This is a genomic window from Nocardia sp. XZ_19_231, from assembly GCF_015355705.1.
GTDB lineage: Bacteria > Actinomycetota > Actinomycetes > Mycobacteriales > Mycobacteriaceae > Nocardia > Nocardia salmonicida.
Genome location: NZ_JACUZI010000002.1, coordinates 855,585 through 876,605, shown reverse-complemented (window position 1 = coordinate 876,605; position 21,021 = coordinate 855,585). Strand labels below are relative to the sequence as shown.

Below are 21,021 nucleotides of genomic sequence, written 5' to 3'. Positions count from 1 at the left end.
CTCGTACCGATATCGACGCGCACTGCCACTCATCCGCACCGCGCGCGGACCAGCCAGTGTTCGTTCCACCTATCCATCCATCCCGACTACCGTGCGCCGCTCGTGCGGCTGCCCGGCGTTGCCGATCATCTCACTGAGCGCGACAATCCTCGCACCGGTCCCGTCGCCGGGTTCGGCGACGGCCACCGCGGCCTCGGTGAACACGTGGCTCACCTCGTCCGCACCCCCCTGGTCTGCCCCCATCACCAACGTCGCACCCGCGATCGCGGCCGCGACGATCTCGAGCACGCCCGCCACCGAATCCGGTCTGCCCGCCGCTCGCGTCCGCGATTCGAAGTTGAGCCCGGTGCGCTCGGCCACCTGCTCGGCCGCGGTCGCCAATTCGTCGTAGCTCAGCGTGCGGCCACCGCCGACGAAGGCCACGTCGTCGCCGCGCAGCGCGCGGGTGCGATGGGCGTAGCCGATCGGGCGCGGTGATTCCGCGGCCAGTTCGGCGCGCAGTGCCGGGTCGGCGAGGTCGTACCAGTCGAGGCCGTCGGGTGCGTCGAGGATGTCGATGGTCAGGCCGAGCTTCACCTCGAGGCTGCCCGGCAGGCGCGCGTTCATCGTCATCAGCGGCACCACCGCGGCGCCGGCCTTGAGCACCGCCCAGGTCGCGATCGCCGCATCCACCCCGCGGTCGAGGCGCACCGCGACCCCGGTGCCGGGCCCGGCGCCGCGGGCGATCAGCGAGCGAGCCAATTGCGAAGAACGGGCGTCGAATTCGGCGTAGACGATCTCGGATCCACCCAGATCGAGAGCGGGCGCGTCCGGGTCCTCCTCCACCGCCGAGGCCAGTTCCTGTGCCAGCGCGGCGCCGTTGGCCGACGGCGCGGGCGCATAGGCCGCGGCGGTCAGTTCGCGTTCGCGTTCTCTGGCATCACGCAGGTCGATATCGCCGACTCGCACCGTGGGATCGGCGGCGACCGCGGTGACGATCTCGGTGAGCCCGCGCGCGAAGGCCGCCACGGTGTGCTCGTCGAAAAGATCGGTGGCGTAGGTGAAGACGACGCCGATCTCGTCGGGTTCGCCGGTCGCGGACAGGCGTGGTTCGACATTGACCTGCAGGTCGAACTTGGCGGGCCGGGCCGCGAGGTCCATCGCCTCGATGGTGAGGCCGGGCAGGCGAAGCACCGGTGTCTCGTTGTTGTGGAACGAGAGCACCACCTGGAACAGCGGGTTGTGCGACACGGTGCCGGTCGGGGCCACCTCCTCGACGACTCGCTCGAACGGCAGGTCGGCATTGGCGAACGCGGCGAGGCCGACTTCGCGGGCGGCGCTGACCAATTCGTCGAATCCGCGGCGCGGGTCGACTTCGGTGCGCAGGGTCAAGGTGTTGACGAACATGCCGACCAGGTCGTCGAGTTCGGGTTCGCCGCGTCCGGCGATCGGGGTGCCGATCGCGATATCGGTGCTGCCGGAGATCCGCGCGAGCAACACCGCGAGTGCCGCGTGCACGACCATGAACAGCGAGGCGTTGTGCCTGCGGGCGATCTCGGCGAGGCCGACATGGACGTCGGCGGGCAGCGTGGCGCTCACGTCGGCGCCGCGCAGCGAGGCGTGCGAGGGGCGGGGATGGTCGTGCGGCAGTTCCACCGTGCCGAGATGTCCGGACAGGGTGTGCCGCCAGAATTCCAGCTGCCTCGCGGCGGTGGAATTCTCATCGGATTCCGCGCCGAGCACCTCGCGCTGCCACAGCGCGTAGTCGGCGTACTGCACGGGCAGTGGCGCCCAGGCGGGCGAACGACCTTCGACGCGGGCCCGGTAGGCGATCACGAGGTCACGCGCCAGCGGAGCCAGGGAGGCGCCGTCGGCGATGATGTGCTGCACCACCACGGCGAGCACATATTCCTCCTCCGCGAGCGGATCGTCGGCGCGGGCCGTGAACAGCCCGGCGCGCAAGGGAACTCGCTCGGCGACGTCGAAACCACCGGAGAGCAAGCGGATCACCCGTTCACGCGGATCATCGCACTCCTCGAGCGCGAGGCCGGTGGGCAACACCGCGCTGACGGGCAGGATCTCCTGGTACGGAACAGCTTCGGCGTCATCGGCCGGGAAGCGGGTACGCAGTGCCTCGTGCCGTTCGAGCACGTCGGCGACGGCGTAGCGCAGTGCCGAGGTGTCGAGCGCGCCGCGCAGCCGCAGGACCAGCGGGATGTTGTACGCCGGTGAGTCGGGATCGATGCGGTTGAGCAACCACATCCGCTGCTGCGCGGGCGAGAGCGGAATGACGCCCCGATCCTGCGCCGGGATCAGCGGCGGTCGTGGCGCGGTCACCGAACCAGGGCGCACGCGCGCGGCGAGCGAGCCGACGGTCGGCGCCTCGAACAGATCGCGCACCACCAGGTCGGTGCTGAGTGCCTGGTCGATGCGGGCGATGGCCCTGGTGGCGAGCAGCGAGTTGCCGCCGCGGTCGAAGAAGTTGTCGTCGAGGCCGATCTCGGGCACGCCGAGCAGGGACGCGAATACCTCGGCGACGCTGAGTTCGATGGGAGTGGTCGGCGCGCGAAAGGTGTTGGCGGCGGTGAACTCCGGTGCGGGCAGAGCCGCCCGGTCGAGCTTGCCGTTGGTGGTCATCGGCAGTTCGGGGACCACCACGACCGCGTCGGGAACCATGTAGCCGGTGAGGAAGTCGCCAACGGCGGCGCGCACCTGCACCGGGTCGAGTGCCGTGGCCACGCGCGGCCCGGAGTCTTCGTCGGCGAAGCCCGCACCGCCACGTTCGAAGCGTGCCCCTACCGGGCTCTTCGGACCGGCGACATCGGGCTCGACTACACCTGTCGCCGGGACGACGTAGGCGATCAGGCGGTCACCGGCGTGCTCGTCGGCCCGCACGATGACGGCGGACTGACCGACGCCGGGTATCCGGAGCAGGGCGGCCTCGATCTCGCCCGGTTCGATGCGGAAACCACGCAACTGGACCTGTTGGTCGCCGCGGCCGCCGTATTCGAGGGTGGGGGTGCCGCGGAAACCGATCCAGCGGCCGAGATCACCGGAGCGGTAGCGGCGCGCACCGGGTTCGCCGAACGGGTCGGCGACGAAGCGGGTGGCGGTGAGGCCCGGCTTGCCGAGGTAGCCGCGCGAGAGTTGGTTGCCCGCGATGTAGAGCTCACCCGCGACGCCGAAGGGCACCGGGCGCAGCCGGTCGTCGAGGACCACCACCGACAGCCCTGGCAGTGCGCGGCCGATGAGGCTGCCGGGCAGTTCGGCGGCATCCTCACGCCGCTCTACCGCCGCATCCGCTCCCGCCATGTCCGCCCGGTCGGCCACGATCTCCGCCGTCCGCGAGGTCAGGACCTGGTGGGAGACGTGGACCGTGGTCTCGGTGATGCCGTACATGTTGACGAGTTCCGGTGCGCCGTGGCCGTTTCCGTACCGGTCGTACCAGCGGTTGAGCTTGCGGGGGTCGAGGGCCTCGCCGCCGAAGACCACGTAGCGCAGTGGCAGCGGTGTGGCGCCGGCGGCCTGTGCGGCGCGGTCGGCTTCGTCCAGTTGCGCGAAGGCAGTGGGGGTTTGGCTCAGCACCGTCACGTGTTCGGTGGCCAGCAGCTCACGGAATTCGATCGGCGAACGGGAGGTCAGGTGATCGACCACGACGACCGACGAGCCGCCTGCCAGCGCGCACCACAGTTCCCAGATCGAGAAGTCGAAGGCGAAGGAGTGGAACACCGTCCACACGTCGTCCTCGTCGAAGGTGAACAGCAACTGGGTGTTGGCGAACAGCTCGAGCACATTGCGATGGGTCACGCCGACGCCCTTGGGCAGGCCGGTGGAACCCGAGGTGTAGATGACGTACGCGAGATGATCGGGGTGCAGCGCGGCGCGGCGTTCGCCGGGATGCAGGGGGGCGTCGGAGTAGACGGGTTGCTCGTCGAGCAACACCACAGGCAGGTTCGCGAGGGGCGTCAGCAGTTCGTGCTCCGCCGAGCTCGACAGCAGGACAGCGGGTTTCGCGTCGGCGATGATGTAGCCGAGGCGCTGCGCCGGGTATCCGGAGTCGATCGGCAGATAGCCCGCACCCGACAACAGCACCGCGAGCAACGCGACCGGCAACTCCTCGGTGCGCGGGACAGCCACGGCCACCAGGGTTTCCGGGCCCGCGCCCTGCGCGATGAGCGCACGCGCGAGAGCCGATGCCCGGCCGAGAAGATCGGCGAAAGTGACAGACCGCTCCCCCGCTCTGATCGCGATCGCATCGGGTCGCTGGCGTGCCTGGGCGATGATCAGATCGGGGAGGGTCACCTCGGGAACCGCGATGCCGGGCGAATTGCCCTCGCGTAGTACGAGTTCACGCTCACCGGGCGCGAGCACGTCGATATCGCCCACGGGCTTTGCCGGATCGGCCACCACCGCGGCGAGGACCCGCGTCCAGCGGTCGGCGAAGTCGGCGACCGTGGCGCGGTCGAAAAGATCGGTGGCATAGACGAACGTGGCCGCCAGCCCCTGCGCTGCGCCGTCGATGCCGATGTGTTCGGCGAGCTCCACCTGCAGGTCGAACTTCGCCAGCGGCACCGCGAAATCGGCGGCGGACACGGCGAGGCCGGGCAGGGCGAGATCGGAACGGGCCAGGTTCTGGAAGGTCAGCATCACCTGGAACAGCGGGTGCCGCGCGGTCGAACGCACCGGCTCCAGCAGTTCGACGAGCCGCTCGAACGGCACATCGGCATGTCCGAAGGCCGCGAGATCGCGCGACCGAACCTCGGTGAGCAACTCGGCGAAGTTCGCCGCCGGATTCACCTCGGTGCGCAAAATCAGGGTGTTGACGAACATGCCGATCAGCTCGTCGAGCGCCTGCTCACCGCGGCCTGCGACCGGGGTGCCGATCGCGATGTCGCGGGTGCCGGAGAGCCGGGCCAGCAGCATGGCCAGCGCGGTGTGCACGACCATGAACAGCGTGGCGTTGTGCTCGCGGGCCAGCGCGGACAAGCCGGCGTGGACCGAGGCGGGCACCTGAATGCTCAGCGAGCCGCCGGCCCGGCTCGAGACTGCCGGACGTGGGCGATCGGTGGGCAGTTCGAGCTGTTCGGGCAGGCCGGACAGGGTATTACGCCAGAAGGCCAGTTGCGCGGCGAGCAGTGAATTCGGGTCGTTCTCGACGCCGAGCAGTTCGCGCTGCCACAGCGTGTAGTCGACGTACTGCACCGGCAGCGGCGGCCACTGCGGCGCGCCGCCACCGCGTCGTTCGGCGTAGGCGGTGAGCAGATCCCTGGTCAGTGGCGCGAAGGAGAATCCGTCGGCGGCGATGTGGTGCACCACGCACACGATGACGTGCTCACTGTCCGAGATCGCCAGCACCCGGACCCGCACCGGCGGACCGACCGTGACGTCGAAACCGGTCAGCGCCGCGGCGCCGATCGCCTCGGTCAGCTCGTCTTCGGCCACCTCGACGACATCGAACTCGGGCATCGCGGCCGGATCGCCCGCCGCCAGCACCAGCTGGTGACCTTCGCCGTCGAGCACCGCGCCGAAGCCCTCGGAATCGACGCCGTCGGACACCGGATAGACCGTGCGAAGAACTTCGTGGCGGGCGATCAGGTCGGCGATCGCGGCGCGAAGGGCGGGCAGGTCGAGGCGACCGGAGAGGCGGACCGCGACCGGGATGTTGTCCACCGCCGACGCGGGGTCGAAGCGGTTGAGGAACCACATCCGCTGCTGGGCGTAGGACAGGGGGACCAGTTCGGGGCGCGGACGCGGCGTCAACGGGAGCGCGTGCGCCGACAGTCGCTGCTGCTCGGCGCGATTGGCCAGACCGGCGACGGTCGGCGCCTCGAAGACCGCCTGTACCGGCACCCGCACATCCAGCGCGGCACCGATGCGGGCCACCGCCTGGGCGGCGAGCAGCGAGTCGCCACCCAGTTCGAAGAAGTCGTCGTCGGCGCCGACCCGGCCCGCGCCGTCACGCAGCAACAGTGCGGCGAACACATCGGCCACCACCTGTTCGGCCGGGGTGGCGGGCACGCGGAAGCCGCGCACGGCGAACACCGGCGTCGGCAGCGCGGCGCGATCGAGCTTGCCGACAGGGGTCAGCGGCACCGCGTCGAGCACCATGATGACCGACGGAATCATGTACGCGGGCAACGTTTCCGCGAGGAACTCCGCCAGCTCACCGGTATCGACCGTGTGGCCGACGCGTGGCAGCACATAGGCGACCAGCGCCGTCGCACCCGATGGCATCGTCTTGCCCAGCGTCACCGCGTAGTCGAGGTCGGGGTGCGCGGTGAGCGCGTTGTCGATCTCGCCCAGCTCGATCCGGAAGCCACGCACCTTCACCTGGAAATCGGTGCGGCCGAGGTATTCCAGCGTGCCGTCGTGTTCGTAGCGGCGCACCAGATCGCCGGTTCGGTACAGCCTGCCCGGCCCGAACGGCGAGGCGACGAAGCGTTCGGCGGTGAGCCCCGGCCTGCCCAGATACCCCTGTGCCAGCGCGGGGCCGGACAGGTACAGCTCGCCGACCACCCCGGCGGGCACCGGCCGCAGCCGCGCGTCGAGCACGTACACGCCCATGCCGGGCACCGCGGTGCCGATGGTGATCGGGGCGTGCGCCCGCAGCGCCGCGGTGCTGGTGGCCAGGATCGTGGCCTCGGTGGGCCCGTAGCCGTTGTAGAACGCACGCCCACCGGTCGCCCAGCGGCCGACGAGCTCAGGACCGAACCGGTCGCCCGCGACGATCACGGTCGCCAGATCCGGCAGCCCGGCCGGATCGACGGACTCGAGCGCGCCCGGGGTGATCAGCAGGTGGGTGATGCGCTCGCGGCGCAGCAGGTCCGACAGTTCGAAACCGCCGAACACCCGTGGCGGCGAGATCACCAGCGTGGCACCGACGCCGAAGGGCAGCAGCAGCTCGAGCACCGACACATCGAAGTTCGGCGAGCAAACATGCAGCACGCGCGAATCAGGTTCCACGCCAAAGTGTTCGCGCTCGGCTGCTACCAGCGTGGCCAGCCCGGCATGGGTCACCACGACGCCCTTGGGCTTGCCGGTGGAGCCGGAGGTGTAGATGACGTAGGCGGGATGACGTTCGTCGATCGGGCGGACCCGGTCGGCGTAGCTCACCGCGTGCGCGGGCCGTACGGCGATACGTTCGGCGACCACCGGGTCATCGAGTTCGATCCAATACGCGGTGGTGCCGAGGCAGGCGCGATGGGCCGCAGTGGTCAGGCCGATGGTCGCGCCGGAGTCGGCCACGATGTGGGCGATCCGGTCGGCCGGGTAGGCCGGGTCGACCGGCACGTACGCGGCACCGGTCTTGGCGATGGCCCACACGGCGAGCACGGATTCGATCGATCGAGCGATCGCGATCGCGACGACATCGCCCGCGCCCATACCACGGTCGATGAGTTCACGGGCCAAGCGCGAGGATCGCTCGTCGAGCTCACGATAAGTGAGGTTGTGTTCCGCACCGGGCATCCCGGTCGGGTTGTAGCGCAGCGCGATCGAATCGGCCGCGGATTCGACGGCGGCCGTGAGCAGTTGACCGAACAACGGGACGCCGGTAGCACGTCGGCGACCGGCACGGCCCGTGCGGCGGGGGGTTTCCACAGACCAATACACCTCTCGCGTCCGGCGGCCGAGTCGGACACAGCATAGCCACACCTACATAGCCGCTGCCGACCGTCGCCGAGGTGTGCGCCACGACACACCAACTCTATCGCAACGGAATCGTAATGCCCATCGAGCCCGTTACGGACACATATCGACGGATCCGGGCATACCCGCGACGACCTGGGCAATTGCCGCTGCGAACGTGGCTACCGCCACAGTCGAGAGCATCTGCTGGTGAGTGGCCTGGACCGGGTGGTCAGCAATGATCCCGCTGACGAACGGCCGCCATCGCGAGGCGCCGTCCCCCTGCTTTTGGGGGGTCTGCAGGGCGGTGAAATAGGTGAGATCGCCCTCGAATCTGGCGTGCTCCAGCTCGGTGAGCAACGCCACCGAGTGCAGCGCGCCGCGGTACATGCCGACGAATTGCGCACGCGAGATCGGCGCGTCACCCGCCAGCGCGTCGTGCAGCGACGCGAGCGCCTCCTCGCCCAGCTCGGTGAGCCGGTCGGGTAGCTGGTGCTCGGGGATGCCGAGTTCGACGAGCACGTGCCGCAATTCGGTACCGAAATCGGCGAGTGCGGCGCCGGGGAGGCTGTCGAGCATCGTCAGCGATGCCACCGTTTCACCCTCGGCCTGTAAACGGGTCGCGACGGCCTGTGCGAGCACGCCGCCGAGCGACCAGCCGAGCAGCTGATAGGGGCCATGCGGTTGCACGCCACGGATTTCGGCCAGGTAGCGGTCGACCAGTTCTTCGGCCGATGTGGGCCGGAATTCCGGTTCGCTCAGTGCGGGCGACTGGATGCCGACCACGGGCTGATCGTCGGGCAGATACGGCACCAGGCTCGCGTAGGCCCATGCCAGACCGGAGACCGGGTGCACACAGATCAGCGGCGGGCGGGTGCCGCGGCGCGCGATCGGGAGCACGACCGAGAGTGCGGCTTCGAGGTCGGCGGCGCCGGCTGGGCCGTCGCTGATTCTCGCTGCGAGACCGGCGACGGTCGGGTCGGCGAAGAACGCCGCGACGGTGAGTTCGACGCCGGTGTGTTCGCGCAGGTGGTGCACGACGCGGGTGGCCAGCAGTGAGTTGCCGCCGAGGGCGAAGAAGTCGTCGTCGAGGCCGGGAGTTCGCGCGCCGAGGACCTCGGTGAAGACGGCGGCTACGGCGATCTCGTGATCGGTCTCGGGTGCGCGATAGCGGCGCGGTTCGAGTACCGGCGCCGGGAGTGCGGCTCTGTCGAGTTTGCCGTTCGCGTTCAGCGGGAGGTGGTCGAGGACGACGAAGGCGGCGGGAACCATGTAGGACGGGAGCACCTGCGCTACGGCGGCTTTGGCCTCCGCGGCGGTGAGCGAGGTCTCGGACGCGGGGACGACGTAGGCCACGAGCCGGTCGCCGAGTTGCGGATCCGTCGAAGCGATCACCGCGGCCTTGGCGATCCGCGGTGCGGCGAGCAGGGCGGCCTCGATCTCGCCGAGCTCGATGCGGAACCCGCGGATCTTCACCTGGAAGTCGGTGCGACCGCGGTACTCGAGCTCGCCGTCAGCCGTCCAGGCGACGAGGTCGCCGGTGCGGTACATGCGCGCGCCGCCGGGTCCGGCGAAGGGGTCGGCGACGAAGCGGTCGGCGGTGAGGTCGGCGCGGGCGTAGTAACCGCGGGCGAGCTGCGCGCCCGCGAGATACAGCTCGCCTGCGACACCGACCGGGACCGGCCGGAGCCGGGCGTCGAGGACGTAGACGCCGCTGTTCCACACCGGTCGACCGATCGGGACCGTGGGGCGATCGGCGGTGGTGACGCGGTGGTCGGTGATGGAGACCGCGGCTTCGGTGGGGCCGTACAGGTTGTGCAGTGCCGCCGAGGTCGTCGCCAGGAAACGCTGGGCGGTAGCGGCGGGCAGGGCCTCGCCGATGGCGAGTACGCGGCGCAGTGAACGCGGGAGAGCACCGGCGGATTCAGTGAGCAACGCGTCGAGCATCGAGGGCACCACGTGCAGGGTTGTCACCGATTGCGCGGCGAGTACCCGCAGCAGATAGGCGGGGTCGCGGTGGCCGTCGGCGGCGGCGATCGCCAGGCGGCCACCACAGATCGCGGCCGACCAGAACTCCCAGACCGAGAGGTCGAAAGTGGCGGCGGTCTTCAACAGGACCGAGTCGTCGCGACCGAGGCCGAAAGCGGCTGTCTTCCAGAGCAACTGATTGACGATCGCGCCGTGCGAGACCGCCACACCCTTCGGCTTGCCGGTCGACCCGGAGGTGAAGACGATGTAGGCCGTGTTCTCCGGGCGCAGCACTCCGACGCGCTCGCTCACCACGATCGGCGCGGTCGAGACCGCGGACATATCGAGCGTGTCGATGGCGATCACCGGCGCCGACGCAGCGGCGAATCCGTCACGCGTGGTGGTCAATACGCAGGCAGGCGCCGCCGTATCGAGGACATGAGCGACGCGGTCGGCGGGCTGATCCGGGTCGACGGGAACGTAGGCCGCGCCGGTCTGTGTCACCGCGTACATCGCGACGACAAGGTCGGTGGAGCGCCGGATCGCCAGCGCCACGCGGTCCTCTACTCCCACACCCTGCGTGATCAGATGTCGCGCAAGCCGATTCACCCGCGCGGCGAAATCACGGTAGGTGAGCTGCGCGCCGTCGGCATCGACGAGCGCCACGCCATCGGGGTCGGCTGCCGCGCTGTCAGCGAACAAGGAGGCCAGCGTCGCGGACGGGCCCGAGTGGTCGGTTGCGTTCCAGTCGTGCAGGATTCGCACCCGCTCGGCATCGGAGAGCAGTTCGAGCTCGTCGACGGGACGTTCGGGCGCGGTGGCGATCGCGGTGAGCACTCGCGCGAAACGGTCCGCGTAGGTCTGGGCGGTCGACGCGTCGAACAGGTCTGTGGCATAGGTGAATACGCCACTGATCCCCTGCGCGACGCCGTCACTGTCGTAGGCGTCGGCGACGATGGCGTGCAGATCGAACTGGGAGACCGCGAGGTCCACATCGACGCCCTCGACCGCGGTCTCGCCGAGTTCGAGGCCGGTGCGGCTGAGGTTCTGGAAGGACAGGCCGACCTGGAACAGCGGATGGCGGGCCGTGGAGCGGGCGGGGTTGATCGCCTCGACGAGGCGCTCGAACGGGAGGTCCGCGTTCGCGAACACCTGGAGGTCGCTGTCCCGTTGGCGGGCGAGGAGTTCGGTGAACGACTCACCTCGGGTGAGGGTGGTGCGGAAGACCAGGGTGTTGACGAACATGCCGATCAGGTCGTCGAGCGCGGCCTCACCGCGGCCGGCGACGGGAGTACCGACCGCCAGATCGTCGGTGCCCGCCAGCCTGGCCAGGGTCACCGCGAGGGCGGTGTGCACGACCATGAACAGCGTCGCACCCTGCTTGCGCGCCAAAGCCAGCAGCGCGCGATGGGTTTCGGCGTCGACCTCGATCGGAACGCGACCACCGGCGAAGGTCTGCACGGCCGGACGCGGCCGGTCGGCGGGCAGGTCGAGCTGGTCGGGCAGCCCGGCCAGCGCCGCGCGCCAGTAGGCGAGCTGAGCCGAGGCCAGCGACTGCGGGTCGTCCTCGCTGCCGAGCAGGTCCCGCTGCCACAGCGCGTAATCGGCGTACTGCACGGTCAGCGGCGCCCACTCCGGCGCGTTACCGGCCGAACGCGCCGCATAGGCCAGCATGAGGTCCCTGGTCAGCGGCGCGAGCGAAGAGCCGTCGCCGGCGATGTGGTGCACCACCACCGCGAGCACCGATACGTCGGCGTCGAGCTCGAACAGCGCGACCCGCAACGGCACCTGATCGCGCACATCGAACCCGGACGAACCGAACTCGTGCATGGCGGCGGTGAGCTGATCGGACGCGATCGACCGCACCTCGAGCCGGGGCGTCGCCTCGGTCTCGGCCAGGATCTGTTGGATCGGCCCGTCGTCGGTCTCGGGGTAGATCGTGCGCAGGGTTTCGTGCCGGGCGACGAGGTCGGCCACGGCAGCGCGCAGCGCCTCGACATCGATGGCGCCGTGCAGCCGCACCGCCATCGGGATGTTGTAGGCGACCGATCCGGGGTCGAACTGATTGAGGAACCACATCCGCTGCTGGGCCAGCGACAGCGGAATCCGCGCGGGCCGCTCCCCCGCCGCCAGCGCGGGACGGGCACCAGCACCGGCGGATTCGGCGAGTCGACGTGCCAGCGTTTCCACCGTCGACGCCTCGAACAGCAGTCGGACCGGGAAGTCGGTGTCCAGCGCGGCGCCGAGGCGGGCGGCCACCTGGGTGGCCATCAGCGAGTTACCGCCGAGGGCGAAAAAATCGTCGTCGAGGCCGAGCTGGGTGTCGCCGAGCTCGAGCACCTGGGCGAAGGTGCCCGCCACGATCTGCTCCACCGGTGTGGTGGGGGCGCGGAATTCGGCGTGCTCGAGAATCGGCGCGGGAAGCGCCTTTCGATCGAGTTTGCCGACCGGGGTGAGCGGGATGGTGTCGAGTTCCATCAGCACCGTCGGCACCATGTGCGCGGGCAGACTGCGCTCGGCGAAGGCGGTGAGGGCGGTGGTATCGACGGCAGCGCCCGGCGCCGCGTGCACGTAGGACACCAGAATGGTTGCGCCGCTGTCGAGTTCGTGGCCGATCGTGGCGGCGAAGTCGAGGCTCTCGTGCGCCGAGAGCACCGCGTCGATCTCGCCGAGTTCGATCCGGAAGCCGCGGATCTTCACCTGGAAGTCGTTGCGGCCCACATAGTCCAGCGCACCTTCGGCGGTCCAGCGGACCAGGTCGCCCGTGCGGTAGAGGCGAGACCCGGCCGGGTCGAACGGATTCGCGATATAGCGCGAGGAGGTGAGCCCGGGGCGGGCGTGGTAGCCACGGGTCAGCTGGGCCCCGGTGATGTAGAGCTCGCCGGTGACGCCGGGCGGAACGGGGCCGAGCCGGTCGTCGAGAACATATTCGGCCACGCCGTTGATCGGGCCGCCGATGGTCATCGGATCGCCCGGTTTCAACGGCACACTGATGTTGGTGACGATGGTCGTCTCGGTGGGCCCGTACACATTGTGGAACTCGCGCAGGGTGCCGTCGGCGAGCGGTATCGCCCAGCGCCGCAGCAGATCCGGCGGCACGGCCTCGCCACCGACCGCCACCACCCGGAAATCGTCGAGCCCGTCCGGATCGATCGAGGCCAGCGCGGCCGGGGTGATGAAAACGTGGCTCACCCGCTCGCGCCGCAACAGGGCGCCCAGATCGTCGCCGCCGTACACACTCGGGTCGACGATCACCATCGTGGCGCCTGCCCCGATCGCCAGCAGCAGTTCGAGCAGCGAGGCATCGAACGACGGTGAGGCGAAGTGCAAAGTGCGCGAATCGGATTCGACACCGTAGTGGCGGCGCTGTTCCGCGCTGAATCCGGCGAGTCCGGCCTGAGTCACCGCGACACCCTTGGGCAGGCCGGTGGAGCCGGAGGTGTAGATGAGGTAGGCGAGGTCCTCGGCCCGCACCGGACGCAGCCGGTCGGCGGCGGTGATCGCCGCACCGGAGATGTTGTCGAAGAAGGGCTCGTCGCCGTCGGCAGGCCGACCCGGCTGGTGACCGTCGAGTGGCAGCCACCGCACCTCGGTGGGGAGGCGGTCGGCGACCGCGGCGACGGTCAAGCCGAACACCGCACCCGAGTCGGTGACCATGTGGGCCACGCGGTCCGGCGGGTAGTTCGGGTCGACCGGGACGAAGCCCGCGCCGGTTTTGGTGACGGCCCAGACGGCGAGCACGGACTCGACCGAGCGCGGGATTCCGATTGCCACCAGGTCGCCCGCGCCGATGCCGCGGTCGATCAGCAGGCGGGCGATGCGATTGGAGCGGTCATCGAGTTCGGCGTAGGTGAGGCTGCCGATGGTGCGGGTGGCGTCGGCGAGGACGACCGCGAGACCGTCGGGGTTGGTCTCGACCGCGGTGGCCAGCAGCTGTGCCAACGCGGTGACGCGCGGGCGACGCGTACGTACCGGTCGGGTTCTTGCCGGTCGTGTCATAGCTGTTCCACCTCACCCATCACCGAAACTTGTTGTCTCGCATCAGCTCCCGCCCATCGGCGCGAAGCGCCGGGGTCATGCCACCTGGGCGCGCGAGTCCCCGAGTACCAGCACCACATCGGCCGAGCCCGGATTGCCCGGTGCGGCGTCGTCGGCGATCAGCGCCTGCAGATCGCCGAGTTCGGCGGTGTCGAGTGCCTCGATCCCGGCCCGATCACCGAACACGTGGGTTACCCACTCGTCGGCCAGGGCCGCCGACAAACCGTCCACCGCATCCGGCACCAGCACCATCGACGCGCCGGCTACACCCGCGGCGACCGGCTCCACCAGGGCGGTGAAGCTGTCCACAGCGCCGTACCCGAAGGTTCGCGCTTCGAAGGTCAGGTCGGTGTCGGCGCGCACCCGCGCACCCGCCGTGGCGAGTTCGTCGTAGCTGTGGGTGCCGTCGGCGCCCACGAAGACCGGGTCGCCGCCGCGCAGGGCGCGGGTGCGGTCGGCGTAGGTGACCGGGCGGGCGGAATGGGTAGACAGCTCGGTCCTGATCGCCGGATCGTCGAGTGAGATCCAGTCGACGCCACGGGATTCGCCGACCGTGATGCTCAGTTTCGCGATGGGTTCGGTGTGCGGCTGGGTGCCGGTCACCGGGACCACGGCCGCGCCTGCCTTGAGGATCGCCCAGACCGCGACGGCCCAGTCGACACCACGCGGAAGATCGACGGCCACCCCGTCTCCGGGGCCGAAGCCCCTGGCGATCAACAGGCGGGCCAGGCGCGCGGAGCGGGCGTCGAGCTGGTCGTAGGTCAGCGCGTCGTCGCCCCAGACGAGGGCGGGTCCGTCGGGATCGTCCTCGGCGGCAGCGGTGAAGGCCTGCGCGAGCGTGGTGCCGCCCGACGGGGTGCTCGACGCGGGCGCCGGTGCCGCGCCTGCGAGCAGCCGGGCACGTTCGGACTCGTCGAGGATGTCGATATCGCCGATGCGGATCTGCGGGTCGGCGGCCACGGCGGTCAGGATGCGGGCGAACCGGGCGCCGATGCTGCGCACGGTGGCCTCGTCGAACAGGTCGGTGGCGTAGTTGAACAGGGTGACCAGCTCGTCGGGATCACCGGCGGCGGTGAAGCGCGGTTCGACGTCCACCTGGAGGTCGAACTTGGCCGCGATCGCGGTCTCCAGGGCGTTCACGGTGAGGCCGGGCAGTTCGAGCGCGGCCGCCTCGTTGTTGCTGAAGGTGAGCGCCACCTGGAACAGCGGGCTCTGCGCACTGCCCCGACCCGGCGCGACGACCTCGGCGACCCGCTCGAACGGCAGGTCGGCATTGGCGAACGCGCCGAGATCGGTCTCGCGGGCCACGTCGACGGCCTCGTCGAAGGAACCGGCCGGATCGAGGGTGGTGCGCAGCGTCAACGTGTTGACGAACATGCCGACCAGCTCGTCGAGCGCCCGCTCACCGCGCCCGGCGACAGCGGTACCGATGGCGATATCGGAGGTGCCCGACAACCGGCCGAGCAGCACGGCCAGCGCCGCGTGCACGACCATGAACAGCGACGACTTGTGCTCGCGCGCGAGGTGATTCAGCGCGGTGTGCACCTCGGCGGGCAGACGCAGCTCGGTGGTGGCGCCGCGCAGCGTCGGCACAGAGGGACGCGGGCGGTCCTGCGGCAACTCCAGCAGCGCGGGCACGTCGGCCAACTGCTCGCGCCAGTAGTCGAGCTGTGCGGCGGCCAGGGATTGCGGCTGCTCGTCGTCGCCGACGACCGCCCGCTGCCACAGCGCGTAGTCCGCGTACTGGACTTCCAGCGGTGTCCACGCCGGGGCCTGGTGCGCGGCACGAGCCACATAAGCGGTCATCAGATCGCGAGCAAGCGGCGCCAACGACGCACCGTCGGCCGAAATATGATGCACCACAACAACAAGCAGCCGGTCCGCGGAAGTTCCATCGGTGAGCAACCGCGCGCGCAGCGGAACCTCACGCGTCACATCGAAGCCGGTTCCGGCCAATTCGGCCGCACGAGTGAGGATGTCGGTGGTCGTCTCGACTTGAAGCCCGTCGGGCAGAGCTTCGGCCACAGAGAGAATTTCCTGGACGGGCATACCGTCGGCCACCACAGCGGCGTCACCACTGGTCTGTGCGCGACCGGAGCCGCCGGAGGCCTGGGTACCCGCGTCGCCGACCACTGGGAAGAAGGTGCGTAGCGACTCGTGCCTGCCGAGTACATCGATGACCGCCGCGTCGAGGGCGGCGATGTCGAGTTCGCCCGTGAGCCGGATCGCGAAGGGGATGTTGTAGGAGCCGGAGGTGGGGTCGACCTGGTTGACCACCCACATGCGCTGCTGAGCCAGCGACAACGGAATGCGTTGCGGGCGTTCGGTCGCGACCAGCGCCGGGCGCGCGGCCGCACCGCTCGCACCGCCGATGCGCGCGGCCAGGGCCGACACGGTGGGTGTCTCGAACAGGTCGCGGATGGCCAGCTGGGCGTCGAGTGCCTCGTTGATGCGGGCGATCGCGCGGGTGGCCAGCAGCGAGTTGCCGCCGAGGGCGAAGTAGTCGTCGTCGGCGCCGACGCGGGCCATGCCGAGCAGTTCCGCGAAGATCCCGGCGACGATCTCCTCGGCGGGGGTGGCGGGCGCACGGAACTCGCCCGCGGTGAAGGCCGGGGCGGGAAGAGCTTTGCGGTCGAGCTTGCCGCTCGGGTTCAGCGGGAAGCTGTCGAGCACCGTGACGACGGTCGGAACCATGTAGGCGGGCAGCGATTCCGCCACCGCCGTCCGCAGCGCCGCGGCGTCCGGCTGTTCGCCGGGGCGCGCCACCACATACGCGACCAGATGCTGGCCCGATGCGGTGTCGAGCACCAGCGCCACGGACTGGCTGATCGCGTCCTGCGCGAGCAGAGCCGTCTCGATCTCGCCGAGCTCGATGCGCTGACCACGGAACTTCACCTGGAAGTCGGTGCGGCCCAGGTATTCCAGCGCGGGCTCGGCCGACGCTCCACCCCAGCGCACGAGGTCACCGGAGCGATACATCCGCGCGCCGGGCTCGAAGGGGTTGGCGACGAACCGATCCGCGGTCAGACCGGGACGGGCGACATAACCGCGCGCCAGTTGGTCACCGGCCAGGTACAACTCGCCGACCACGCCTGCGGGCACGGCACGCAGCCGCGAATCCAGGACGTAGACACGGGTATTCCACTCCGGCACGCCCATCGGCACCGAACCGCGATCGGAATCGCTTGCGGGCCAACGCGTCACCGTGACGGCAGCTTCGGTAGGTCCGTACAGGTTGTGGACCCGCGCCCTGGAGACGCGGGCGACGTCGGCCACGGTCTCGGTGGGCAGCGCCTCACCGGCAGCGAACACCGCGCGCAGACTCGGGATCGAGCCGGCGGTGGTGTGCGCGGCGAAGACCGAGAGCATCGACGGCACGAAGTCGGTGAGCGTGACACGTTGCGCCGCGATGGTTTCGGCGAGATACACCGGATCGCGGTGTCCGTCGTGGGTCGACACGACCAGCTTCGCGCCGGTCCGCAGCGGCAAGAAGTAACCCCACAGCGACACGTCGAACGTGGCGGGCGTCTTCTGCAGGTACACATCCGACGGACCGATCCCGTACTCGGCGCCCATGTACATCATCTGGTTGACGATCGCCGCGTGCGACACCGCCACGCCCTTGGGGCGCCCGGTGGAACCGGAGGTGAAGATGACGTAGGCCGGATTCTCGGGCCGAACCGACTCGGCCAACTCGACCGGCGCGGCCGAGAACTCCTCGAGCGGTACGGAATCCACCAGGATCACTGGCACGCCGGCAGGCACCTCGATCGCATCCGCGGTGGTGCTCAGGACAGCGGCGGGCGCGGCGGTATCGAGAATGTGCGCGATGCGATCGGTCGGATGATCCGGGTCGATCGGCACATACGCGCCACCGGCGGTCACGATCGCGTACATCCCGACCACCAGGTCGAGCGAACGCCGAACCGCCAGTCCGACCAGGGATTCGGGACCGACACCCTGTGTGATCAGCAGCCGGGCGAGCCGGTTGACCCGCTCGTCGAACTCCCGATAGGTCAGCTCGGCGCCCTCGTAGGCGACAGCGACGGCATCGGGATATTCGGCCACGGCACGCCGATAGCCGTCGAGCAGCAGCTCCGGTGCGAGGTCGTGGCGAGTGTCGTTCCACTGCACCAGGATTCGGTCCAGCTCGGCAGGTTCCAGGAGCTCGATCGCACCGAGCGACTCGGCAGGCGCGGCGACGATCGCGGCCAGCAACCGCTGGAACCGGTCGGCGAACCCGGCGACGGTCTCGGCGTCGAACAGGTCGGTGGCATAGGTGAGCCCGACCGCGATGCCGTGCGGCGCACCGTGGCGATCGGTGTCCTCCACCATCTCGAACTGCAGATCGAACTTGGCGAACGGAATGGTCAGCTCGACGCCCGCGACGGTCAGTCCGGGCAACTCCAGTGCGGTGCGCGCCATGTTCTGGAAGGCGAGCATCACCTGGAACAGCGGATGCCGCGCGGTCGAACGGGCCGGGTCGAGCAGTTCGACCAGGCGCTCGAACGGCACGTCGGCGTGGCCGAAGGCCGCGACATCGACCGCACGGGTCCGGGTGAGCAGCTCCTCGAAGCTTGCCGCCGGGTCGACCTCGGCGCGCAGCACCAGGGTGTTGACGAACATGCCGATCAGGTCGTCGAGCGCGGCGTCACCACGACCGGCGACGGGCGTGCCGATGGCGATGTCGGTGCTGCCCGACAGCCGGGCCAGCAGCGCCGACAGCGCGGCGTGCACCACCATGAACAGCGTCGAATTGTGGGCGCGGGCAAGCTGATCCAGCCCGGCGTGTACCTCGGCCGGGATCCGGAAGTCCAGGCTCGCCCCACGGTAGGAGGCGGTCGCGGGCCGTGGCCGGTCGGTCGGCAGCTCGAGCTGATCGGGCACACCGGCGAGCTGGGTGCGCCAGAAATCGATCTGCTGGGTCAGGATCGACTCCGGATCGTCCTCGGTGCCGAGCACCGCGCGCTGCCAGAGCGTGAAATCGGCGTACTGGACGGCCAATTCGGGCCAGCCCGGCGCGCTGCCCGCACTGCGCTGGACGTAGGCCGTCATCAGGTCGCGCGTGAGCGGGCCCATCGACACGCCGTCACCGGCGATGTGGTGCATCACGCAGACCAGCACGTGTTCGGTCGCGCTCAGCCGCAGCAGACGCAGCCGCAGCGGCGGGGCGACGGTGACATCGAAGCCCGCGCCGACGGTCTCGGTGACCAGGGCGGCGATCGCGTCCTCGGTAGCGTCGTCGGCCGCGAGGGTGGGCACGGCGCGTTGGTCCGACAGCGGCAGTACCAGCTGCGTGCCGACCCCGTCGACCGGCGGATACATCGTGCGCAGCACCTCGTGGCGCGCCACCAGATCGGTGACCGCGACGCGCAACGCGTCGACATCGAGGGCACCCGACAGGCGCACCGCGATCGGCATGTTGTTCACGGCGCTGGCCGGATCGAACTGGTTGAGGAACCACATCCGCTGCTGGGCGAACGACAGCGGGATCGAATCGGGGCGCTGCTGCGCGACCAGCTCCTGGCCCGCACCGGTGCCGATGTGGCGTTCGACGCGTTCGGCCAGCCCCGAGACCGTGCTGACCTCGAACAGCACCTGCACCGGAATCCTGGTGTCGAGTGCGGCGCCGATGCGCGTGGCGGCCTGCGCGGCCAGCAGCGAGTTGCCGCCGAGCTCGAAGAAGTCGTCGTCGGCGCCGACCCGGATCTCTTCCGGCGCACCGGCGGTCAACAGCTCGGCGAAGATACCGGCCACCACCTGCTGTACCGGAGTAGCGGGCGCACGGAACTCGCGCACCGCGAAAACGGGCTCCGGCAACGCCTTTCGGTCCAGCTTGCCCACCGGGGTCAGCGGAATCCGGTCCAGGACCATGATCGCGGCCGGAATCATGTAGCCGGGCAACGATTTCGCGAGGAACGCATCGAGCGCGGCCACGTCGACGGCGGCGCCGGACGAAGGCATCACGTACGAAACCAGTGCCGTCACACCGGAAGGCAAGGTCTTTCCGAGGGTGGCCGCGAAGTCGATATCGGGATGCGAGGTGAGCGCGTTGTCGATCTCACCGAGCTCGATGCGGAAGCCACGGATCTTCACCTGGAAGTCCGAGCGCCCCATGTATTCGATGACGCCGTCACCGGATTCGGCGCGGCGCACCAAGTCTCCGGTACGGTACAGCCGCGCGTTCGCGTCACCGGATTCGGCGCCGAAGGGGCTGGCGACGAAACGTTCCGCGGTCAGCGCGGGCCGGTTCAGATAACCCTGTGCCAGCGCGGGACCCGACAGATACAGCTCGCCGATCACGCCCGCGGGCACCGGCCGCAGCCGGGAGTCCAGCACGAACGCACCGACACCGGCGATCGCGGCGCCGATCGTCACCGGCGCGGCCGGGTCCATCGGCGGGGTGCTGGTGGCCAGGATGGTGGCCTCGGTGGGGCCGTAGCCGTTGTAGAACTCTCGCTCGCCGACGGCCCAGCGACCGACCAGCTCCGGTCCGAACTTGTCGCCCGCGACGACCACCACCCGCAGGTCGTCCAGGTCCGCCGGATCGACCGATTCCAGCGCGCCCGGGGTGATGAGCATGTGCGACACCTGTTCGCGGCGCAGCAGATCCGCGAGCTCGAAGCCACCGAACACTCCGGGCGGGGCGATCACCAGGGTGGCGCCCGCGGAGAAGGTGAGCAGCAATTCGAGCACCGACACGTCGAAGTTCGGCGAACACACGTGCAGCACACGCGAGTCGGTGGTGACGCGATAGTGCGCACGCTCGGCGGCGACCAGACCGGCCAGACCGGTGTGGGTCACCACCACGCCCTTCGGCTTGCCGGTGGAGCCCGAGGTGTAGATGACGTAGGCCGGATGCCGCTCGTCGAGGGTGCGGATCCGGTCGGTGTAGGAGATCGGGTGCGCGGGCTGGGCCGCGATGTGGGTGGCCGTCTCGGCGTCGTCGAGCTCGAGCCAGGTCAGCGCCGTGCCGAGCACCTCACGGTACGCGCCGGTGGTTAGCCCGAGCACCGCGCCGGAGTCGGAGACGATGTGGGCGATGCGGTCGGCCGGATAGTTCGGGTCGACCGGGACGTAGGCGGCGCCGGTCTTGGCGATCGCCCACACGGCCAGTACCGACTCGATGCCGCGGGCGATGCCGATGGCGACCACGTCGCCGGGCCCGATGCCGCGACCGATGAGCGCGCGTGCCAGCTGCGAGGACTGCTGGTCGAACTCGGAATAGGTGAACTGACGCTGATCGGCAGGGTCACCGGAGGGGTTGAACCGAACCGCAATCCGATCGGCGGCTGATTCGACGGCTCCCGTCAGCAACTGCCCGAAGGTCGGACTGCTCGATCGGCGACGGCGGTTACCGCGGGCAGAACGACGGGCAGTTTCCATTCGGGTTCATTCACCTCTCATCGA

The 21,021-nt window shown here is 69.7% G+C and carries 2 protein-coding genes and 1 pseudogene; all 3 read right to left on the bottom strand.

Going from position 1 to position 21,021, the window contains the following annotated elements; all coding sequences use genetic code 11:
- Window positions 1–69: 69 nt before the first annotated feature.
- Window positions 70–7,578 carry a non-ribosomal peptide synthetase gene (locus tag IBJ82_RS11325; RefSeq protein ID WP_194825848.1) on the bottom strand — a complete coding sequence of 2,503 codons (7,509 nt, stop codon included), beginning with the start codon at window positions 7,576–7,578 and terminating at the stop codon, window positions 70–72.
- A 141-nt stretch (window positions 7,579–7,719) separates the two neighbouring features.
- Window positions 7,720–13,569: pseudogene (locus IBJ82_RS11320) on the bottom strand (amino acid adenylation domain-containing protein); the annotation flags it as partial.
- A 78-nt stretch (window positions 13,570–13,647) separates the two neighbouring features.
- Complete coding sequence (locus IBJ82_RS11315) at window positions 13,648–20,997, bottom strand: non-ribosomal peptide synthetase (protein WP_194825846.1); 7,350 nt, start codon at window positions 20,995–20,997, stop codon at window positions 13,648–13,650.
- Window positions 20,998–21,021 lie beyond the last annotated feature (24 nt).